Below are 20310 nucleotides of genomic sequence, written 5' to 3'. Positions count from 1 at the left end.
TAATGTTCGTGGAGGCCGACGGTTTCTCCGGCGGCGCGGGGACACTACGAGAACAGAGGAGAACACCATGCGACACATGCAGCTTCGACAGGCGATCCGGCGTGCGCTCGGCGTGATGCCGGGGTACGCGCGACCGTTCGGCGTAGCATCGCTTGCCGCGGCGGCCGGCTTCGGTGCGATGGCGACGGCGCACGCTCAGAATGCGGCCGACGACAGCCAGAAGCTCGAGACGATCACCGTGACGGGTTCGAACATCCGTCGCGTCGACATCGAGACCTCCAACCCGGTCGTCACCATCGATCGCGCCGCGATCGAGAAGACCGGCAAGCTGACCCTGGGCGACCTCGTCCAGCAGCTCCCGGCCGTCACCGGCCCGAACACCAACCCGCAGGTCAACAACTCCGGCGGCAGCGGCTTCTCGAGCATCGGCCTGCGTGGCCTCGGCTCGCCGCGTACGCTGGTGCTGATCAACGGCCACCGTTACCTGTCGGGCGATCCGAATGCGATCCCGGCGAACATGATCGAGCGCATCGAAGTGCTGACCGACGGTGCCTCGTCGGTGTACGGCTCGGACGCGATCGCGGGCGTCGTCAACTTCATCCTGCGCAACGACTACCAGGGTGCGGAGTTCTCGGCCGACTACGGCATCTCCGACCATGACGACGGCACGTCGAAGGGTTACTCCTTCACGTTCGGCCAGAGCTCCGACAAGGGCTCGATCATGGCCGGCGTCAACTACAAGAAGATCGACGGCGTCCTGTCGGGCCACCGCGAGTTCTCGAAGAACTCGGTGTCGCGCCTCGGCTCGACGAGCAGCCCGATCGGCACGTTCGTCGGCGGTTCGACCTCCTCGCCGTTCGGCCACGTGCAGATCCCGTCCGCGTTCGCCGACCTGTTCCCGGGCTGCGCCTCGGGCTACCTCGCGCGCAATCCGGGCGCGAGCGGCATGAACATCGCGACCGACTACCACTGCTACCGCAACAATGCGGGCGCGGCGGGTCCGAGCGACAAGTACAACTACGCGACGGTCAACCTCGTGATGACGCCGCAGGAACGCAGCGGCCTGTTCCTCAACGGCAACTACAAGCTCACCGACAACGTCGAAGCGTACCTGTCGGTCATGCACAACAAGACCTCGGCGTCGTTCCAGCTCGCGCCGGCGGTGTACGGTTCGCCGTACGGCAGCGTGATCTCGGCGGACAGCTACTACAATCCGTTCGGCGTCGACTTCGGCGCGGGCGCGAACGCGTTCACCGCTCGCCTCGCTTCGCTCGGCAACCGCCGCGCGTCCAACGGCACCGCGAACGACCAGCTGTCGACCGGCTTCAAGGGCTCGTTCTCGATCTGGAACGACCAGCAGTGGAACTGGGAAGTCGGCTTCGACTACGGCCACGTGCACCTCAGCACGACGACCTACGGCCTGCCGAACATGGCGGTCCTCAACCAGGCGACGGGTCCGTCGTTCCTCGGTACGGACGGCATCGTCCATTGCGGCACCGGTCCGGACGACATCATCGAAGGCTGCACGCCGTTCAATCCGTTCAACATGGACGACCCGAACAGCATCGCGGTGTTGAAGAGCGCGGCCTCGCCGGGCGTCAACAACTTCATGAGCAAGGAAACGGTCAAGCGCATCGACCTCAACGGCGGCCTGTTCGAACTGCCGGCCGGCACGATGCAGCTCGCGGTCGGTTACAACTACCGCACGGAGTACACGCACTCGAACGTCGACACTGGCCTCATCGTCGACTTCAACGGCAACTGTACCCTCGGCAGCCAGTGCGGTTCCGCGCTGCAGGGTGGTTACAACGTGAAGGAAGCGTATGCCGAGCTGTTCGTGCCGATCGTCAAGGATCTGCCGTTCCTGCACGCGCTGAACCTGACCGTCGGTGACCGCTGGTCGAAGTACTCGACCTTCGGCAGCACGAACAACACGAAGATCGCACTCGAGTACCGCCCGATCGAGGACCTGCTGCTGCGCGGCACGGTGTCGAAAGTGTTCCGTGCGCCGACCGTCACCAACATCTTCGGTGGCGCCGGCAGCGACGCACCGAAGATCTCGCGCGACCCGTGCGACGGCTACACCGGCGGCGGCAACCCGGCGTGCGTCAACGTCCCGACCGACGGCAGCTTCCGCAACCAGAACGTCGCGCAGGCGGTCCAGCTCAACGCGATCCTCTCGGGTGCGGCGTTCGCCGGCTTCCCGATCGGTCCGGAGAAGGGCCAGTCGTTCGACTTCGGCGTCGTGTACGACCCGCACTGGCTCGAAGGCCTGTCGGTCAGCGCCGACCTCTGGCGCCTGTACCTCAACGACAACATCACGACGGTGCGCGCGCAGAGCGTGATCGACCTGTGCGCTGCCGGCCAGACCGCGTACTGCCCGCTGATCCGTCGTTACGCGAGCGGCCCGAACCAGGGCCAGATCCAGACCCTGATCGAGCCGACCGGCAACCTCGGCCGCGTGGACGTGGGTGGCGTGGACTTCGCGCTGAACTACCGTCTGCCGGAGTTCTCGTTCGGCCGCTTCAACGTCGGCCTGAACGCGACCTACCTGAAGAACTACGACCTGCAGACGGCACCCGGCCTCGAAGGCGGTTCCACCTACAACTACGCCGGCCACTTCATGAACTACGGTTCGGCGCAGGCGGGTGCGTGCCCGGGTGCGGGCGGCGGCGTCTGCCTGTTCCCGCGCTGGCGCGCGCAGAGCTCGGTCGGCTGGCAGATGGGTCCGTTCGACGCGTCGTGGGCGATGCGCTACATCCATCGCTTCCGCATGGGTTCGGCGTCGCCGTCGCAGGACACGCATCCGTACGGCACCGGCAATCCGTCGCTCGACGGCCTGTACACCGACTACGGCTCGACCGTCTATCACGACATCCAGTTCGGCTACAACCTCGAATCGCTCAACACGCGCTTCGACGTGGGCGTGAACAATGTCGGCGACAAGCAGCCGCCGTTCCTGTACGCGAACAACACGCTGAACGCGAACACGGACCCGAGCGACTTCGACCTCATGGGTCGCTACTACTGGGGCCGCATCACCGTGAAGTTCTGATCCTTCGTTTCGAAGGGCGACATGGCCGCGCGGTTCGCCGCGCGGCCTTTTTTTCATTGGAACCGGGGAAGGCCGCGCCAACCTGTCCCGCGGGCATGGGTGGCCTCGGCCAACCGTGCCTTTCTTGCTGCGATAGCCGCGCCAGGCTTCTTTCGCCTGGCGTGCCATAGTCGCGAGGTACCGCTCGCCTCGGCGGCGAGCGGGTGTCTTCTCTTTGCTTGTCCAAAGAGAAGTCACCAAGAGAAAGGACACCCCGCGTCGCCGCCCGCAAGGCTGCGCCTCGCGGGTCCGCGGTCGTCGGCCGGTTGCGCCGACAGCGCATCCCTGCGCTGACGGCGCAATGCGCGCGATCCATCGCGCGCACCCTTCGGGCCATTTCGGCCGACGCCCGCCGGCGCCGAGGGGACCCGATGAAGCACGAGCAGAACGCAGAAGCGGGAAGCCTCCCCGCCGTCGTCCCGGCGAAACCCGGGACCCAGCGTCTTCGCATGGTTACAAGGAGCTGGATTGCTTCCGCCGGAATGACGGCCTCTTGCTCTTGCTCTGCGTTTGCTCTCGCTTGTGCTTGTGCGTTTTCTCCGGCCATCCCCCGCGTCCCGGCGATCGAGCGTAGAAACAGCCCGCAGCGGCGGCGCATGATGCGCCGCGTTCGCCGCCCGCGTACGTGTGTCGTATTGCTTGCGGTGTCCCCGGAGCTTGACGAACAGGCCTTTTCAGCGCGCGAGCCGATCGAGGAACGCGCGGCGCCACGCGGCGATGTCGTCGCGCCGCACGCGCTCGAACATCGCGGCCCAGCGCTCGCGCCGTTCGGCGAGCGGCATCGACAGTGCGCGCTCGAGGCTCTCGACGATGTCCTCGGGATCGAGCGGATTGATGATGATCGCCTCGGCGAGCTCGTCGGCCGCACCGGCGAAGTTCGACAGCACGAGCACGCCGGGGTCGTCGGGCGGCTGCGCCGCGACGTATTCCTTCGCGACGAGGTTCATGCCGTCGCGCAGCGGCGTGACGAGGCCGATGTCGGCGACGCGGTAGAAGCCGGCCAACGTGCCTTGCGTGAAGCTGCGGTTGACGTAGCGGATCGGTACCCAGTCCGGTTCCGCGTAGCGGCCGTTGGTCGCACCGGCGAGTCGTTCGAGGCGCGAACGCAGGTCGCGGTATTCCTGCACCTGCTCGCGCGACGGCGGCGCGATCTGCAGGAACGACACGCGCGAGCGCCATGCGGCGTGTCGGGCGAGGAAGCCGCCGAACGCCTCGAAGCGCTGCGGCAGTCCCTTCGAGTAGTCGAGTCGGTCGACGCCGATGACGAGCTTGCGGCCTTCGAGGCTGCGCACGAGTCGCGCGGTCGCCGGGCTGTTCGCCGCCTTGCGCGCCTGGTCGGCGACCTTCGCCGCATCGATGCCGATCGGGAACGCGGCGACATCGCAGCGGCGGCCGTCCGGCAGCACGACGTCGCCGTCCGCGCCGGTCGCCGCGTGCAGTTCGTCGCGGAAGTAGGCGAGCAGCGCATCGCGGTCGCGCCAGGTCTGCACGCCGACGAGGTCGTACGCGGCGAGCTTCGGGAACAGTTGCTCGTGATGCGGCAGTACGGCGAGCAGGCCCGGTGGCGGCACCGGCACGTGCAGGAAGAAGCCGATGCGGGCGCCGATGCCGAGTGCACGCAGCTCCGCGCCGAGCGGGATCAGGTGGTAGTCGTGGATCCACACGACATCGTCGTCGCGCAGCAGCGGTGCGAGCTGCCGCGCGAACATCGCATTGACGCGCAGGTAACCGGCGAAGTCGCCGCGATGGTAGTCGAGCAGCGACGGCCGGAAGTGCAGTAGCGGCCACAGCGTGCGATTGGCGAAGCCGAGGTAGTACTGGTCGTGGTCGGCGTGCGAGAGGTCGACCAGTGCGTAGTCGATGCGATCGACGCGCTCGATCCGCGGCGCCGCCGCCTCGCCGTCGACGACGCGCCCGCTCCAGCCGAACCAGAGCCCGCCATGCTGTTCGAGCGCGGCCTGCATCGCCGAGGCGAGGCCGCCCGCGCGCGCCTCGCGCGGCTGCGCGACGCGGTTGGAGACGACCACGAGCCGGCTCACAGCAGGCTTTCCCAGCTGCGCGACAGGCGCCAGGCCGCGTTGATGAGGCCGACCAGTGAGTAGGTCTGCGGGAAGTTGCCCCACAGCTCGCCGGTGTCCGGATGCACGTCTTCCGAGAGCAGGCCGAGCGGGTTGCGCCGTGCGAGCAACTGTTCGAACAGCGCGCGCGCTTCCTCGGCGCGGCCGATCGCGGCGAGCGCCTCGACGTACCAGAAGCTGCAGATGGTGAAGCTCGTCTCCGGCATGCCGAAGTCGTCCGCGGTGACGTAACGATAGAGGTAGTCGCCCTGGCGCAGCTCGCGACCGATCGCATCGACGGTCGCGATGTAGCGCGGATCGTCCGCTTCGACGAAACGCAGGTCGGCGAGGAGCAGCAGGCTCGCATCGAGCCGCTCGCTGTCGAATGCGTCGACGAAATAGCCATGCCGCGGATGCACGGCGCGCGCAAGGATCAGTTCGCGCACGCGCCGCGCGCGATCCGACCAGAATGCCGCTCGCTCGCCGGCGCCGAGATGGAGCGCGATGCGGGACAGGCGGTCGCATGCGGCCCACGACATCACCGCGGAATAGGTGTGCACGTGCGCGCGGCCGCGGAATTCCCACAGGCCGGCGTCGGGCCGGTCGTGCAGGCGCCAGGCGGCTTCTCCGGCGGCTTCGAGGCGAGCGAATGCGGCGGCATCGCCGGGCGATTCGAGGCGCCGGTCGAAGAACAGCTGCACCGCCGCCAGCACGACGCTGCCGTAGACGTCGTTCTGTTGCTGCTGCCACGCGTCGTTGCCGATCCGCACCGGTCCCATGCTGCGATAGCCGGCGAGGTGTTCGGCCTCGCGTTCGAACAGTTCGCGCTCGAAATGGATGCCGTACACGGGGCCGAGGTCGCCGTCCGCGCCGGCGGCGAGGTTGTAGAGGTAGCGCAGGTATTCCTCCATGCTGCGCGTCGCGCCTAGGCGGTTGAGCGCGCGCACGACGAACGCGGCGTCGCGCAGCCAGCAGTAGCGGTAGTCCCAGTTGCGTACCGTGTGCGGTGCCTCCGGTATCGACGTCGTCATCGCCGCGACGATCGCGCCGGTGCCCTCGTACTGGCACAGCTTGAGCGTGATCGCGGCGCGGATCACCGCGTCCTGCCATTCGGCCGGGATCGACAGGTAGCGCACCCATTCGCGCCAGTAGCCGAGCGTCGCCTCGAGCGCCGCGCGCGCGTGCGCCGCCGGCGATTCGGTCAGGGTCTCGTCCGGGCCGAGCAGCACGTGCACTTCGCGATCGAGCAGGAACGGCAGCTCGTCGCGCAGCATCGGCAGCGGCGCGTCGGTGGTCGCGCGCAGCACGGTGCCGTCCTCGAGGACGAAGCGCACGTGGTTGGAGCCCGAGGTGCGGTCGGGGGCGCGCGCGCCGTAACCCGTGAGCGGGCGCAGGCGCAAGGTCACGCGCGGCGTGCCGGCGAGGGGGCGCAGCGTGCGCACGATCGCCATCGGGTGGAAAACGCGGCCGTACTGCTTGTAGCGCGGCGCGAAGTCGGTGATCTCGATCGCACTGCCGTCGTCGGCGTCGAGGCGCGTGACGAGCACCGCCGAGTTGTCGACGTAGCGCTGGTTCGAGCGACGCTCGCCTTCGAGCGCGACGTCGAACCAGCCCGCGTCGACCGTGCGCGGCGAGAGCAGCGCGCAGAACGCGGGATCGCCGTCGAATGCGGGCAGGCAGCACCAGACGATGCGGCCGCGCGCGTCGACGAGTGCGCCGATCGTGCCGTTGCCGATCACGCCGAGGTCGAGGCTCGCGGGTTTGCCGTCGCTCATGCGGTGGTCTCCTGCAGGTGTGCCGCGAGTGCGGCGAGCCAGCGATGCACGGCCGCCGGATCGGCGAGCGCGTAGCGCGCGCGCGTCGGCCGGCGCGCGCCGACGACGATGCCGCCGCCTCCGCTGCGTTCCGCCGCTTCGAACGCGTGCTCGTCGGTGAGATCGTCGCCGATCATCCACGGCTCGCGTCCGGCGAACGGCGCGTGATGCATGAGCGCGCGCAGCGCATCACCCTTGTCAGCGCCGATGCCGCGCAGTTCGACCACGCAGTCGCCGTGTTGCAGGCGATAGCCCTTGCGGCCCGCGCGAACGAGCCGCTGCGCGACGTCCTCGACCAGCGCCGCCATCGTCGGTGCTGCGCGCCAGTGCAGGGCGATCGCATCGGGCTTGTGTTCGACGACGACGCCGGGCAGGTCGGCGAGCAGTGTATTCGCGTACGCGCGCAACGCGCTCATGCCGTGCGAATCGCGCACCGCGCGCACGATCGTGCCGTCACGGCGCAGCTCGGCACCGTGCGAACCTGCGGCGGCGAGATGCGGTCGCCCGAGCAGTTCGTCGATGCGCTGCAACGATCGTCCACTGAGAATGGCGAGAGCGCCGCCGAGTGCGTGGTCGAGCTGGTCGAGCAGCTCGGGCAGTGCGGCGTCGACGACGACGTCGTCGGGATCGGCAGCGAATTCGAGCAGCGTTCCGTCGACGTCGAGGAACAGTGCGATCGAGGAAGGCGCCGCGGTCAGCGGCGGCGCGGGCAGGGCGGCTGGATTGTCCGTCGCGAGGATCATCGTCCGGATTGCCCCGTCGCATCGGGGGCAGGCGTCTCTCCGTGGCAAGTCACTCATTATGGCGCGTTGTAGATGTATCGCAACTGACGCACCTCGCGCAGGCGGTGCAGCTGCGGGATCAGGATCGATCGAGATCAAGATCAAGATCAAGATCAAGATCAAGAGGCTGAAACACGAGGGACTCGGAAGGAAAGGAAGGTCAAGGAAAAGCTATGAAGCTTGAAACACGGAGCACACCGGGCACGTGGAGAAGCAGAACCAGAAGCGCTTTGCTTGAAAGCTTTTCCTCCGTGCGTTCGGTCGGTGTTTCAATCGTTCAGCGATCTTGCTCGCTTCCTGGTTCAGTCCGGGTGCGGCAACAGGCCGCGGCCGGCGAGCCATGCGCGCGCGTCGTCGGCGTCGTGTTCGAACCAGGCGCGCGCGCTGCCGAGGCGGAAGCTGTAGCCCCACGCGTCCATGTCGGCCATGAGGCGCGCGCGGCCGACGCCGGCGAGTTGATCGGCGAGCACGATCTGCAGGTAACAGGTCGCATCCTCCTCGGCTTGCGAGTCGGACGCGTCGGTATGGATCGCGGCGCGTCGTTCGGCCGGCGCGACGATCAGGTGGCAGGCCTCGTGCAACAGCGAGTGCACCGGCGTATCCGCGCGCGCGTACACCGTGTGCCCGATCACGCCCGCTTCGCTCTCGCCCCAGTAGCTGCCGGGAATCGGCTCGCCCGCGGCGACTTCGACGAGCTCGAGCCGATGGCGCGCGAGCAGCGCGCGCGCGGCGGCGAAGCCGACGTCGGCGAGTGCGAGTACGCGGGCAGCGCCTTCGTGCGGCGCCGATGGGTTCGCCGCGTCCATCGGAGTCGCGGCCGTCAGGTCTCGCCGGTCGCCGGCGTCGCCGGAGCGGCGGTGTGTTTCTCCGGCAGTGCGACCGACAGCTCGAGCACTTCGCCCTCGCCTTCGTGCGTGACGTGGATGTCGATCGCGTCCGGATCCACGTTGACGTACTTGCGGATCACCTCGAGCAGTTCGCGACGCAGCATCGGCAGGTAGTCGGGGCGACCGTTCGCGGCGCGCTCCTGCATCACGATGATGCGCAGCCGCTCGGCGGCGACCGATGCGGTGTTCTTCGGGCGCGAGCGGAATAGATCGAACAGTCCCATGGCTCAGCTCCCGAAGATGCGCGCGAGGAAACCCTTCTTCGTCGCGTCGATGAAGCGCATCGGCCGTTCTTCGCCGGACAGGCGCGCGACCGCGTCGGCATAGGCCTGCCCGGCGTCGGAGGTGTCGTCGAGGATCACCGGCACGCCCGCGTTCGACGCGGTCAGCACGCCCGGGGATTCCGGGATCACGCCGAGCACTTCGATGCCGAGGATGTCCTTGACGTCGGCGATGCCCATCATGTCGCCGTTGGCGACGCGGTCCGGGTTGTAGCGCGTGAGCAGCAGGTGCTGTTCGACGCCGCCGGCGCCCTGTTCGGCGCGGCGCGTCTTGCTCGCGAGCAGGCCGAGGATGCGGTCGGAGTCGCGCACGCTGGAGACTTCCGGGTTGACCACGACGATCGCGCGGTCGGCGAAGTACATCGCCAGGCTCGCGCCCTTCTCGATGCCCGCGGGCGAGTCGCAGATGACGTAGTCGAAACCGTCTTCGGTGAGCTCGTTGAGCACGCGCTCGACGCCTTCCTTGCTGAGCGCTTCCTTGTCGCGCGTCTGCGACGCGGCAAGCACGTGCAGCGTCTCGATGCGCTTGTCCTTGATCAACGCCTGCTTGAGCGTGCACTCGCCCTGGATCACGTTGACGAAGTCGTACACCACGCGTCGCTCGCAGCCCATGATGAGGTCGAGGTTGCGCAGGCCGACGTCGAAGTCGATGACCGCGACCTTCTTGCCGCGACGGGCGAGCCCGACCGCGAGCGAGGCGCTCGTCGTGGTCTTGCCGACGCCGCCCTTGCCGGACGTGACGACGATGATCTCAGTCAATGGCGTATCTCCCTTCAGTACGTTCGAGCGGATCCGTGACCGCTCACAGTTTCTTCAACATCAGCTTGTCGCCTTCCAGCCAGCACTGCACGCGTTGTCCGCGCAGGTCCTTCGGGATGTCCTCGAACACGCGGTACTGGCCCGCGATCGAGACGAGCTCGGCGTGGAATTCCTGGCAGTAGATGCGCGCGCCCTCGTCGCCCTGCGCGCCCGCGAGCGCGCGTCCGCGCAGCGCGCCGTAGACGTGGATCGAACCGTCGGCGATGACCTCGGCGCCGTTGCCGACGAGCGCGGTGAGGACGAGGTCGCGCCCGCGCGCGTAGACCTGTTGGCCGGAGCGCACCGGCTTGTCGTGCAGCAGGCCGCTCGTGCCCGCGCCCGCAGGCGCGGCCGGCGTGGCCGGGCGCGGTTCGGCGACCGGCTCGCGCGACGGCGGCGGCGGTGTCGCGCGCGACGCTGCCGGCGCCTCCGCCGGCGCGTCGTGCGCGCGCTCGTAGGACGCGCGGAATTTCGCGATGACCGGGATGCCGAGCGCCTGCGCGATGCGCTCGTTGTCGCTCGTGCCGTACGACAGGCCGACCGGAAGCATGCCCGACGCGCGGATCTTCTCGAGCAGGTCGCGCACGACGTCGACGTCGGGCAGGCTCGGCAGGTGGCTGAGGTCGAGCACGACGGGCGCGCGCAGGAACAGTTTCTCCGCGTTCTCGACCTTGCCGCGCAGTTCGGCGGCGAGCGCGTCGGGATCGAGCCGCTTGAGCTTGAGGTTGGCGATGCCGACCTGGCCGAACTTGATCTCGGCGACCGGCTCGAGGCTGGCGAGTTCCGCCGCGGTCATCGCCACGTCAGGCGCCGCCGGCGGCGCGTGCGCCGCGCACCGTCGCGTTCGCGCGCGTGCGTTCGCCGAGCCACGGCAGTTCGGGCAGGCGACCGGTCGGGCCGTGCAGGTAGGTGTCGCGCACGAACGGGTAGCTGCACAGCGTCTTGGCGAGCAGCGCGACGCGGCGACCGTTGCTCGGCATCGTCTGCTGGCCGACTTCGAGGAAGCCCCAGGTGCCGTGGAACAGCAGCGAGACGTCATCGCGCGGTTCGAGGAACACTTCGCAGGCGAGCTGCGGCACGTGCGTCTCGGCGTAGCTCGTCACGTCGGCGTAGAACACGCGGCCGAGGCCGAGGCCGCGGTACGGCCGTGCGACGACGATGCGGTCGATGTAGACGAATTCCGGATAGTGCGTGCGGAACCAGAGGAAGTTCGGGCTCGCGTAGCGCGCATCCTCGCGCAGCGCGATGAGGAAACCGGCGATGTGTCCGTCGACTTCGGCGACGCGGAAATAGCTCGCCTCGTCGTACAGCCCGCGCAGTCCGCTGACGTCCAGCGGCAGGATCGTGGAACCGGCGGCGTTGTTGAGTGCGAGCACCGAGTCCAGATCGTGCGGTTGCACGTCGCGGATGCTTAGGGCCATTGCTTGCTCCGTGGGATTGCGTGGGGGCGTGCGGCTGCAGGCCGCGGCCACCGGCGCCGATTATCGCATGGGCCCGCGATGCGGTCATGGCGCGTTGCGGGCGCTTTGGTTATGGAAACGTTAGCGGCGCTGCTGCAGCGGCGCCGAAGGGCCGTCGCCGTCGCCGGGCCTGCGCGCGGACCCCTGACTTCCGGGGAGGTCGGGCGCAGGCCTGCCGGCATATCATGCGGACATGCCTTGGCCGCAGTTCAACCACATCCAATTGCTCCGCTACGCGGGCCTGTTCCAGTACGCGAGCGTCGGCACGCCGTTCCTGCGCTACCAGACGGTGGTCGAGGATCTCGCGCAGAAGCAGTTGCCCGGCAGCTACGTGCACCTGTGGCTCGCTTGCTACGTCGTGTTCGGCGTCGTCTACTGGTATCTCACGCACGACCTCGGCGACCGCCGCCGCACGCCGCTGCGGCGCGCGCTGCAGATCGCCCTGCTGGTCGTGCTCAACGGCATGGCGGTGGCGATCGGCTGGTTCAGCCAGAGCGGCATTTCCGCGCTGCTGCTCGCGGTCGTCGCGGTCGTGCTGCCGTGGCTGCTGCCGCTGCGCATCGGCATCGCCTGGATGGTGCTGCAGAACTTCTCGCTCGTGCCGGTGTTCGCGAGCATCCGCGAGCCGGCCTTCAGCCTCAGCGACGCGTTCCTGCAGTCGAGCCTGTATTCGGGTTTCATCGTGCTCGCATTCGTCACCGCGCTCGTGACCAAGCAGCAGGTCGAGGCACGCGAGGAGCAACGGCGCCTCAACTCGGAGCTGCGCGCGACGCGCACGCTGCTCGCCGAATCCAGTCGCCTGGCCGAGCGCATGCGCATCTCGCGCGAGCTGCACGACCTCGTCGGCCACCACCTGACCGCGCTCAGCCTCAACCTCGAGGTCGCCAGCCACCTCGTGCAGGGACAGGCGCAGGAGCACGTGCGCCAGGCGCAGTCGGTCGCCAAGCTGCTGCTCAGCGACGTGCGCGAAGTGGTGAGCCAGCTGCGCGAGGGCGACAGCATCGACCTCACCCAGGCGTTGCGCAACCTCACCGAAGGCGTGCCCGGCCTGGCGATCCACCTCGAACTGCCGCCGCGCTTCAGCGTCGACGATCCCAAGCGCGCGCAGGTGCTGCTGCGCTGCGCGCAGGAGATCATCACCAACACCGTGCGCCACGCCGGCGCGCGCAACCTCTGGCTCACGTTCGAACGCAGCGCCGACCGCCAGATGGCGATCCATGCGCACGACGACGGCCAGGGCGCGAGCGAGCTGCGGCACGGCAACGGCCTCACCGGCATGCGCGAGCGCCTCGCGCAATTCGGCGGCCGCGTCGATATCGTCACCGGCAAGGGCCAGGGCTTCGCGCTCGACGCCCTGCTGCCACTGGAGGGAACCTCGTGATCCAAGTCTGCCTGGTCGACGACCAGACCCTGGTGCGCCAGGGCATCCGCTCGTTGCTCGAGCTGTCCGATTCGATCCGCGTGATCGCCGAGGCGGGCGACGGCGCGCAGGCGGTCGAGACCATTCCGCGCGTGAAGCCCGACGTGGTGCTGCTCGACATGCGCATGCCCGGCATGTCGGGCCTCGACGTGCTCAACGCGCTCGCGGCGAAGGAGCAGTTGCCGCCGACGATCATCCTGACCACGTTCGACGACGACCAGCTCGTGCTCGCCGGACTCAAGGCGGGCGCGCGCGGCTACCTGCTCAAGGACGTCTCGCTCGACCAGCTCGTCGACGCGGTCAAGACCGTCGCCGAGGGCGGCTCGCTGGTCGCGCCGATGGTCACGCAGCGCCTGCTCAGCGGGCTCGAGCGCATGCACAACGAGTTCACGAGCCTCGACCGGCCCGATCCGCTGACCGAGCGGGAGACCGAGATCCTGCGGCTCATGGCCGGCGGCTACAGCAACAAGGAGATCGCCAATTCGCTCGGTGTCGCCGAGGGAACGGTGAAGAATCATGTCTCCAACATCCTGTCCAAGCTCGGCGTGCGCGATCGCACGCGCGCGGTGCTGAAGGCGTTCGAGCTCGGTATCGTCTGAGTCGCGCCGGCAGCTCGCGGCGCCGACGGCGCGGTGTTGCGCCGATTGCGGTCTTGCGTGCGGCCGGCGGCCGCCGGCCCGATCCCGACCCCTGCGGGCGCGCCCGGACGCGGGTTCCGCGGGCGCCCCGTGCCGCCTCTCCGCGGCCGCCGCGCGCGGCGTGGCGCGGGGTCGTAGCGCATGCGCCCCGGACTCCAGTACCATCCGTCCCTTGTCCCGCCGGCGCGGGACCGTGCACGCGCGGGCACAAAGGGGACGGCGTGGCCGAATCCGGTCGGACGCCGCTCGCCGCGCGTGCAGCCAATGGCTGGGTTCTGGAGATACCTCGGATGATTCGTATTTTCGAAGTGCTGATCGCTCTGTTGATCGTGTTCCTGCTCGCCGTCGTGGTCGGCGTGCTGCTGCCGGATCATGGCCATATCGAGCGTACCGTCGAGGTGCCGAGCCCGGTGCGGCAGGTGTACGACTCGGTCAATTCGTTCCGTCGCTTCCCGCAGTGGAACGGCATGCGCGCGTTCGACCCCAACCTCAAGATGACCGTGTCGGGTCCGGAAGCCGGCGTCGGTGCGAAGGCCAGCTGGACGAGCGCCTCGCCGAAGGTGCGCGACGGTTCGCTGACCATCACCAAGACCGAGCAGGACAGCAGCGTCGAGATGGCGCTCGACAACGACTGGATCGGCACCAACCGCACCTACAAGATCACGCTGGCGCCGACCGCCAACGGCAAGACGGTGAAGATCACCGAGTCCTACGACGTCGACTACGGCTGGAACCTCGTGAACCGCTTCGGCGGCCTGTACATCAACGGCGAGCCGTCGGCGATCGTGCAGGGCAACCTCGCCAGCCTCTCGGCGATGCTCGCGGGCTTCCCGAACACCGACTACAAGGACCAGAAGATCGAGGCCGTCAACGTCGAGGCCAAGCCGGTGTTCATCGTCAACACGAAGGCGAAGCGTTCGCTCGAGGAAGTGGCCGACGCGACGAGCACGGCGATGACCGAGATCGAAGCGGCGCTCAAGAAGGCGGGCCTGACCGCCGCCGGCCCGCGCATGACGATCACCACCGAGTGGGGCGAGGAAGACTACACGTTCAGCGTCGCCGTGCCGGTCAACGCGCCGTCGCTCACCCTCAATGGCCAGACCTACGCGATCGAGACGCCGGTGCCGAACCAGAGCGACGAAGGCGTCGACGAGAGCGGCCAGCCGAAGACCTACGCGCCGGGCGAGAAGGACAACAAGGGCTACCTCGTCGTCGACGGCAACGTGCGTGCGGCGCTGTGGTACGCGGGCACTGCGCTCTACACCGAATACACCGGCAGCGCCGCGCAGCTGCCGCTGATCCGCCTCAACCAGAAGGCCTATGCGGAAACGCACGGCTACCGCTACAGCGAAGGCGGCGTCGGCCGCTTCTGGGACGAGTACATGTCGACGCCGGACACGCCGACCGACCAGGAGGTCTATCGCGTGTACCTGCCGATCACGCGCTGAGCGGCGATCGCGACACGGTAACGGAAAGGGCGGCTTCGGCCGCCCTTTTTGCGTCCGGCACGGGTGCGTGGCGGAGCGTGGATGGCATCGGGCCTCCCGCGGTCGCCACGAAGCTGGCCACGTTCGGTGAAGTCCCGGGTCGAATCAGGATGAAGCTGACCCCCGCCACCGCGCCGGCGACACGAGTCGGCAGCGCGCCCGCAGCGGTCGGGACACGCGTGACCGCAATCGCCGCCGAATCGATCCGTGTCAGGTAGGACCTGACTGCGGTCAGCATGGAGATGACCGGCGTCGGCGCCCTACCGACTGCGGTCGGTATCGCATTCACTGCGGTCGTGGCGAACCTGACAGCGGTCACCGAAATGCTGACTCGTGTCAGTGAACAACTGACTGCGGCTACCGCGACGGTGACCGGGGTGGCCGTCCACGTGACCGTGTGGGTCGAGCGGGTGATGCAAACCGGCTTCAGCGTACGCGTGTCGGCGCGACGCGCCGTAGGGTCGGACGCAGCCGCGCAGCGGCGAGTCCCACCGCCGCCTTGCGGCGATGCGAGGCGCGGTGGGCTCGCGGTGTCTGGCCTCGCATGCCCATGCGTTCTCGTGCCGCTGCGTCCCGCCCTACGGGATGGCGACACTCGCTCGAACGCGCTCGCCGGCGCTCAGTCGGGCGGTCCGTCGTAGCGGACCGCGAGCACGACGAACGACTGCCGGCCACCCGGCAATTCCGCTTCGAACTCCTCGTCTTCATGCCGCTTCAGGGCGGCGCGCGCGAGCGGCGAGTCGATGCTAATCCAACCACGCGCGGCGTCGGTCTCGTCCGGGCCGACGATGCGGTAGGCGTATTCGCGGCCATCCTCGTCCTCGACGCGGAACCAGGCGCCGAAGTACACCGCGCCGCGATCGGTCGGCGGCGCGGCGACGACGCGCAGGCGTTCGAGCCGCTTGCCGAGATAGCGCACGCGGCGATCGATTTCACCGAGCTGCTTCTTGCGGTAGGTGTATTCCGCGTTCTCCGAGCGGTCGCCTTCGGCCGCCGCGGCGGCGAGCGCGCGCACGACCTCGGGCCGGCGCACGCGCCACAGGTCGTCGAGCTCGGCCTTGAGGCGCTCGTGCCCCTCGGGCGTGATCATCGCCGTGGAGGCCGGTGCCGGCGGTCGCCATCGGCTCATTGCACACCGTCCGTCGCAAAGCGCGAACGTTACCATCGCGGCGTCCGCATGCCACGCATCGCGGCGTAGAATCGCCGCTTCTGTTCGCGGAAGGGGCCGCGGCGTGCTGATCCTGCCACTGCATCGCGCGCCCACGGGCGCCAACTTCCCGTGGGTGACGCTCGCGCTGATCCTCGCCAATGCGTTCGTGTTCCTCGGCCTGCAACAACGCGACGAAGCGCGGCAGGAGCAAGCGCTCGATCACTACGTGCAGCACGGGCTGGCGCGCTGGGAATTCCCCGCCTATCGCGACTGGCTCGCGCAGCATCCCGACGACCGGCGCAGCGGACTGTTCGAGCAGATGACGTCCGACGAAGGCGATCCGCGCTGGGCGGCCGCCGTGCTGCAGTCGGACGAGGCGTTCGTCGCCGCGCTGCACGACGGCACGGTCATCGACGCGGGCGCAGCCGGCATCGACGACTGGCGCGAGGCGCGCGCCGGATTCGACCGGTTGTGGGATCGCTCCTTCACCGAACGCTGGAAACTGCGCCAGTCGGAGATCGCACCCACGCGCATCGCCGGTTCGATGTTCCTGCACAGCAGCATCGGCCACCTGCTCGGCAACATGCTGTTCCTCGCGCTGCTCGGCCTGCTCGTCGAAGGCGCGCTCGGCCACGGCCTGTTCCTCGTCGTCTACCTGCTCGGCGGTGTCGGCGCCGCGCTCGCGAGCCTCGCCTGGCACTGGGGACAGCAAGGCTCGCTGGTCGGTGCTTCCGGCGCGATCGCGTCGTTGATGGGGGCGTACTGCGTGCTCTGGGGCACGCGCAAGGTGCGCTTCTTCTGGTGGTTCTTCGTCGTCTTCGACTACGTGAAGGCGCCTGCGCTCGTGCTGCTGCCGGCATGGCTCGGCTGGGAAGTGCTGCAGCTCCTGTTCGTGCACGACTCCAACGTCGCGTTCGAGGCCCACGCCGGCGGCATCGTCACCGGTGCCGCGCTCGCGTTCGCCGTGCGCAGGCTCGGCTGGGAGCGTCGTGAGTTCCTCGACGAGGACACGATCGCCGATACCGCGAACGCGGACGATGCGCTGCTCGCGCAGGCGCAGGCGCACATCGGCAAGCTGGAGATTCCCGCGGCGCGCGCGCTGCTCGAACCGCTCGCCACGCGTCGTCCCGACGACCTTGCGGTACGCGTCGCGCTCTATCGCTGCGCACGCTACGAACCGGGCATGCCGCGGCTCGACGATGCGGTGCGCGCGGTGCTGGCCCTGCCGCTGCGCACGACGCCGGAACTGCGCGAGCAGAAAGCCGTTTACGACGACTACGCGAAGGCGGGCGCCGGCCGCCGCTTGCCGCTCGCGCCGGCGCAGCAGCTCGTGCTCGTGCGACGCTGGCCGGCGATCGGCGCGGGCGCGTCGGCGGCCGAACTGCTCGCCGCGCTCGCCGCGCGCGCGCCGGCGACGCCGGGGCTGTCCGCCGCGATGTTGCAGGTCGCGCGCGACCTGCAGGCGCGGCGCGAAGACGGCGACGCGCGCGCGCTGCTCGCGAGCATCGTCGCGGCCTGGCCTGGTTCCGGCGACGCGGACAAGGCGAACGTGCTGCTCGCCGAGGCGTGATCAGGCGCGTGCGGGTGGCGCGCCGAGCGTGTCGAGGAAGCGACGGTACGCACCGACCTCACCGGCGAGCGCCTGCGGAAACGCCTGCAGCACGCGGTCGAGCAGGGCGCGCGCGGTGTCCTCCTTGCCCATGCGTTCGGCCAGCAGCTTCGCCGCGAGCAGGCAGTTCACCGGAACGTCGCGATGCTTGGGGTGGCTCTTGTACCAGGTCGACACGAGCCGCAACGCGACCTGGCTCTGGCCGGCGTCGACCGCCTTGCGCGCGACGCGCGCGACGTCGTCGGGGTCGGCGAGTTCGAACGCGGGGTCGATCTCCTGGCAGTCGCGCACGACGTCGACCGCGCGGCGATCCTTGTCCTGTGCGACCAGCACCGCGATCCATTCGCGACCGTGCTTGAGCAGCTCGTCGCGCCGGCCGAGCACGCCGAGCACCTTGCGGTACTGCACGTGCACCGCTTCGGTGCCGCCGCGCGCGCGCAGCTGGCCGCCGAGCAGGGCCGCCGCGGCTTCGGGCTGGTTGTCGTGGATGTGCTGCGCGGCTTCGTCGAGCAGTTCCTGGTCCGGGTCGCGCAGGCGCGGCGCGAGCGGCATCGTCTTCGCCGCGGGCTCGTAGCCGATCTCGTCGTGGTACTGGTAGATGAGATAGCCCATGAGGTGGAACGTCGCGACGACCGCGTAGTTCGTGATGAAGTAGAACACGACCGTCGAGATGACCGGCGGCAGCACCGGCAGCACGAGCGCCTGCGCGTAGCGTTGGCTGATGTTGAACACGAAGTACAGCGCGGCGACGGCGATGTACGGCCAGCCGAGTCGCGCCATGATCGAGATCCACGTGAGCGGATTGAGCGCATGGCCGAGGTTCTGGTCCATCGCGAGCGACATGATCGCGCCGGGCAGCGCGACGGCGAGAAAGATGCCCACGAATGCGCCGCCGACCGGGCCGAGCGCGACCAAGCCGGCCACGTTCAATACGAAGAATGCGACCTGCAGCCAGATCTGCGACCAGCCGAGGCTGTCCTCGACCGACACCGCGACCTCGGGCGGCTCGAGGCGACCGTCCGCGGTCGCGCGCAGGCATTCGAACGCGTACTTGTACAGTGCGACCCAGATCAGCAGTTGCGCGATCCAGCCGAAGAAGCCTAGCGGGAAGAACGCGACCAGCTGGCACACCGCGAGCACGATGATCGTCGTGAGCGCGCCGGATCGGGTCGGATACAACGAGATTTCGCGCAGGCGGTTCCAGAACGGCACGATCTGTGCGCGCGCCGGCGACGGCGCGTGGCGATGCGGGGTCGACATGGTCAGCGCCTCGTCAGCGAGCCGAGCACGCCGCGCAGCAGCGAACGCCCGAGCTGGCCGGCCGCGTTGCGCACCGCGGACTTCGCGAACGCCTCGATCATGCCTTGGCGACGCTTGGTGCCGAACACCATGTCCTTGGCCGCCTGCGTCCAGCCGCTGTCGCCTTCGCCAGCCTGCGCCTTGCCGCCGTTCGACGCGGGCGTCGGCGCGGCGTCGTCCTGGGCCGCGCGTTGCGACAGTTTTTCGAACGCGGATTCGCGATCGATCGCGGTGTCGTACTTCGGCCCGATCGGCGAGCGCGAACGGATCGTCGCGCGCTCGGCGTCGGTGATCGTGCCGATGCGGCAACCCGGCGAGGCGATCAGCGCGCGCTCGACCGGCATCGGTATGCCGCCGGCCTGCAGGGTGGAGACGAGCGCTTCGCCGACACCGAGCTGGGTGATCGCTTGCGCGACGTCGATCTTCGGGTTCGGCGCGAACGTCTCCGCCGCGGCCTTCACCGCTTTCTGGTCGCGTGGCGTGAACGCGCGCAGCGCGTGCTGGATGCGGTTGCCCATCTGGCCGAGGATCACGTCGGGCACGTCGTCGGGATTCTGCGAGCAGAAATACACGCCGACGCCTTTCGAGCGGATCAGGCGCACGACCTGCTCGACGCGCTGGCGCAGCGCCGGCGGCGCGTCGTCGAACAACAGGTGCGCCTCGTCGAAGAAGAACACGAGCTTGGGCTGGTCGAGATCGCCGACTTCGGGCAGCTTCTCGAACAGCTCGGACAGCATCCACAGCAGGAAGGTCGTGTACAGCTTCGGCTTGAGGACGAGCTGGTCGGCGGCGAGGATGTTGACGATGCCGTGGCCGGACATGTCCTGGCGCATGAAGTCGGCGAGGTCGAGCGCGGGTTCGCCGAAGAACTGGTCGCCGCCCGCCTGTTCGAGCGAGAGCAGCGCGCGCTGGATCGCGGCGATCGACTGCGTCGAGATCAGGCCGTAGTGCTGCGACAGTTCCTTCGCGTTGTCGGCGGCGAAGCCGAGCAGGGCGCGCAGGTCCTTGAGGTCGAGCAGCAGCAGGCCGTCGTCGTCGGCGGCCTTGAACACGATCTCGAGCACGCCCGATTGCGTGTCGTTGAGTTCGAGCAGGCGCGCGAGCAGGTTCGGCCCCATCTCCGACACGGTCGTGCGCACCGGATGGCCGAGCTTGCCGTAGATGTCCCAGAACACGACCGGATTCGCGTTCGGCGTCCACGTGATGCCGAGCTGGTCGATGCGCGCCTTCAGCTTGTCGTTCATCGCACCGGCTTGCGACAGGCCGGCGAGGTCGCCCTTCACGTCGGCGAGGAAGACGGGCACGCCGAGCCTGGAGAAGCCCTCCGCCATGAGCATCAGCGAGACTGATTTGCCGGTGCCGGTCGCACCCGCGACCATGCCGTGGCGATTCGCGTACTTGGCGAGCAGGAACACGTCCTTGTCGCCCTTGCCGATCAGGATGTCGCTCAAAGGTTTCTCCCCCGGATGCGCGTCGCGCGTGGCCGTAGCGGGCGATTGTAGCGACGAATCGCTTCACCGCAGCGGCGTGATCG

At 68.7% G+C, this 20310-nt stretch carries 16 protein-coding genes; 5 read left to right on the top strand and 11 right to left on the bottom strand.

The window, feature by feature from the left end; genetic code table 11:
* Positions 1-67 precede the first annotated feature (67 nt).
* Positions 68-3055, top strand: coding sequence for a TonB-dependent receptor plug domain-containing protein (locus tag FHW12_RS06150; protein WP_259392828.1), 2988 nt, complete (start codon positions 68-70; stop codon positions 3053-3055).
* A gap of 713 nt (positions 3056-3768) precedes the next feature.
* Here the strand turns inward: FHW12_RS06150 and otsA are convergent.
* The 8 genes from otsA to FHW12_RS06110 form a co-directional block, all read right to left on the bottom strand.
* The gene (gene otsA / locus FHW12_RS06145; RefSeq protein ID WP_182530063.1) at positions 3769-5133 is read right to left on the bottom strand and encodes an alpha,alpha-trehalose-phosphate synthase (UDP-forming); all 1365 of its coding nucleotides are present in this window, start codon (positions 5131-5133) and stop codon (positions 3769-3771) included.
* The gene (locus FHW12_RS21190) at positions 5130-6926 is read right to left on the bottom strand and encodes a glycoside hydrolase family 15 protein (RefSeq protein ID WP_182530062.1); all 1797 of its coding nucleotides are present in this window, start codon (positions 6924-6926) and stop codon (positions 5130-5132) included. Before FHW12_RS21190 ends, otsA begins: the two co-directional genes overlap by 4 nt.
* Positions 6923-7708 (bottom strand): trehalose-phosphatase, encoded by a 786-nt coding sequence (otsB, locus tag FHW12_RS06135; RefSeq protein ID WP_182530061.1) that lies wholly within the window; start codon positions 7706-7708, stop codon positions 6923-6925. Before otsB ends, FHW12_RS21190 begins: the two co-directional genes overlap by 4 nt.
* A 341-nt stretch (positions 7709-8049) precedes the next feature.
* Positions 8050-8553, bottom strand: a complete 504-nt coding sequence (locus FHW12_RS06130; protein ID WP_182530060.1) for a hypothetical protein — start codon at positions 8551-8553, stop codon at positions 8050-8052.
* Between the two features lie 14 nt (positions 8554-8567).
* Positions 8568-8858: a cell division topological specificity factor MinE gene (gene minE / locus FHW12_RS06125; protein WP_182530059.1), complete on the bottom strand. Its 291-nt coding sequence runs from the start codon at positions 8856-8858 to the stop codon at positions 8568-8570.
* Between the two features lie 3 nt (positions 8859-8861).
* Positions 8862-9674, bottom strand: a complete 813-nt coding sequence (minD, locus tag FHW12_RS06120) for a septum site-determining protein MinD (protein ID WP_182530058.1) — start codon at positions 9672-9674, stop codon at positions 8862-8864.
* Between the two features lie 43 nt (positions 9675-9717).
* On the bottom strand, positions 9718-10509 hold the full coding sequence (gene minC, locus FHW12_RS06115; protein WP_182530165.1) for a septum site-determining protein MinC: 792 nt from the start codon (positions 10507-10509) through the stop codon (positions 9718-9720).
* A 7-nt stretch (positions 10510-10516) separates the two neighbouring features.
* Positions 10517-11134: a GNAT family N-acetyltransferase gene (locus FHW12_RS06110; protein WP_182530057.1), complete on the bottom strand. Its 618-nt coding sequence runs from the start codon at positions 11132-11134 to the stop codon at positions 10517-10519.
* A 232-nt stretch (positions 11135-11366) separates the two neighbouring features.
* Between FHW12_RS06110 and FHW12_RS06105 the strand changes: the two genes are divergently transcribed.
* From FHW12_RS06105 to FHW12_RS06095, 3 genes are all read left to right on the top strand, one after another.
* Complete coding sequence (locus tag FHW12_RS06105) at positions 11367-12554, top strand: sensor histidine kinase (RefSeq protein ID WP_182530056.1); 1188 nt, start codon at positions 11367-11369, stop codon at positions 12552-12554.
* A complete protein-coding gene (locus tag FHW12_RS06100; protein WP_182530055.1) occupies positions 12551-13192 on the top strand; it encodes a response regulator in 642 nt (213 codons plus the stop codon). The genes FHW12_RS06105 and FHW12_RS06100 overlap by 4 nt, the downstream gene beginning before the upstream one ends.
* Positions 13193-13521: 329 nt before the next feature.
* Positions 13522-14679: an SRPBCC family protein gene (locus FHW12_RS06095; RefSeq protein ID WP_182530054.1), complete on the top strand. Its 1158-nt coding sequence runs from the start codon at positions 13522-13524 to the stop codon at positions 14677-14679.
* A 658-nt stretch (positions 14680-15337) separates the two neighbouring features.
* On the opposite strand, the gene greB is transcribed toward FHW12_RS06095, so the two are convergent.
* Entirely contained in the window at positions 15338-15847 is a 510-nt protein-coding gene (gene greB, locus FHW12_RS06090) for a transcription elongation factor GreB (RefSeq protein ID WP_182530053.1), read from the bottom strand.
* A gap of 103 nt (positions 15848-15950) precedes the next feature.
* Between greB and FHW12_RS06085 the strand changes: the two genes are divergently transcribed.
* Positions 15951-17438, top strand: coding sequence for a rhomboid family intramembrane serine protease (locus FHW12_RS06085; protein ID WP_182530052.1), 1488 nt, complete (start codon positions 15951-15953; stop codon positions 17436-17438).
* Here FHW12_RS06085 and FHW12_RS06080 read toward each other — a convergent pair whose 3' ends face one another.
* Positions 17439-18737 carry a hypothetical protein gene (locus FHW12_RS06080; protein WP_182530051.1) on the bottom strand — a complete coding sequence of 433 codons (1299 nt, stop codon included), beginning with the start codon at positions 18735-18737 and terminating at the stop codon, positions 17439-17441.
* Between the two features lie 2 nt (positions 18738-18739).
* Positions 18740-20227 carry a helicase HerA-like domain-containing protein gene (locus FHW12_RS06075; protein WP_182530050.1) on the bottom strand — a complete coding sequence of 496 codons (1488 nt, stop codon included), beginning with the start codon at positions 20225-20227 and terminating at the stop codon, positions 18740-18742.
* Positions 20228-20310: the final 83 nt, after the last annotated feature.

The organism is Dokdonella fugitiva, from assembly GCF_014138265.1.
GTDB classification, from domain to species: Bacteria; Pseudomonadota; Gammaproteobacteria; order Xanthomonadales; family Rhodanobacteraceae; genus Dokdonella_A; species Dokdonella_A fugitiva_A.
The sequence above is the reverse complement of the archived record's forward strand: the minus strand, read 5'-3'. Positions and strand labels throughout refer to the sequence as shown.

Bases quoted from the DNA above. Each gene is read 5' to 3' on its own strand.
- FHW12_RS06150 (WP_259392828.1), top strand. From the start codon at position 68: ATGCGACACATGCAGCTTCGACAGGCGATCCGGCGTGCGCTCGGCGTG.
- FHW12_RS21190 (WP_182530062.1), bottom strand. From the start codon at position 6,926: ATGAGCGACGGCAAACCCGCGAGCCTCGACCTCGGCGTGATCGGCAAC.
- otsB (WP_182530061.1), bottom strand. From the start codon at position 7,708: ATGATCCTCGCGACGGACAATCCAGCCGCCCTGCCCGCGCCGCCGCTG.
- FHW12_RS06130 (WP_182530060.1), bottom strand. From the start codon at position 8,553: ATGGACGCGGCGAACCCATCGGCGCCGCACGAAGGCGCTGCCCGCGTA.
- minE (WP_182530059.1), bottom strand. From the start codon at position 8,858: ATGGGACTGTTCGATCTATTCCGCTCGCGCCCGAAGAACACCGCATCG.
- minC (WP_182530165.1), bottom strand. From the start codon at position 10,509: ATGACCGCGGCGGAACTCGCCAGCCTCGAGCCGGTCGCCGAGATCAAG.
- FHW12_RS06110 (WP_182530057.1), bottom strand. From the start codon at position 11,134: ATGGCCCTAAGCATCCGCGACGTGCAACCGCACGATCTGGACTCGGTG.
- FHW12_RS06105 (WP_182530056.1), top strand. From the start codon at position 11,367: ATGCCTTGGCCGCAGTTCAACCACATCCAATTGCTCCGCTACGCGGGC.
- FHW12_RS06095 (WP_182530054.1), top strand. From the start codon at position 13,522: ATGATTCGTATTTTCGAAGTGCTGATCGCTCTGTTGATCGTGTTCCTG.
- greB (WP_182530053.1), bottom strand. From the start codon at position 15,847: ATGAGCCGATGGCGACCGCCGGCACCGGCCTCCACGGCGATGATCACG.
- FHW12_RS06080 (WP_182530051.1), bottom strand. From the start codon at position 18,737: ATGTCGACCCCGCATCGCCACGCGCCGTCGCCGGCGCGCGCACAGATC.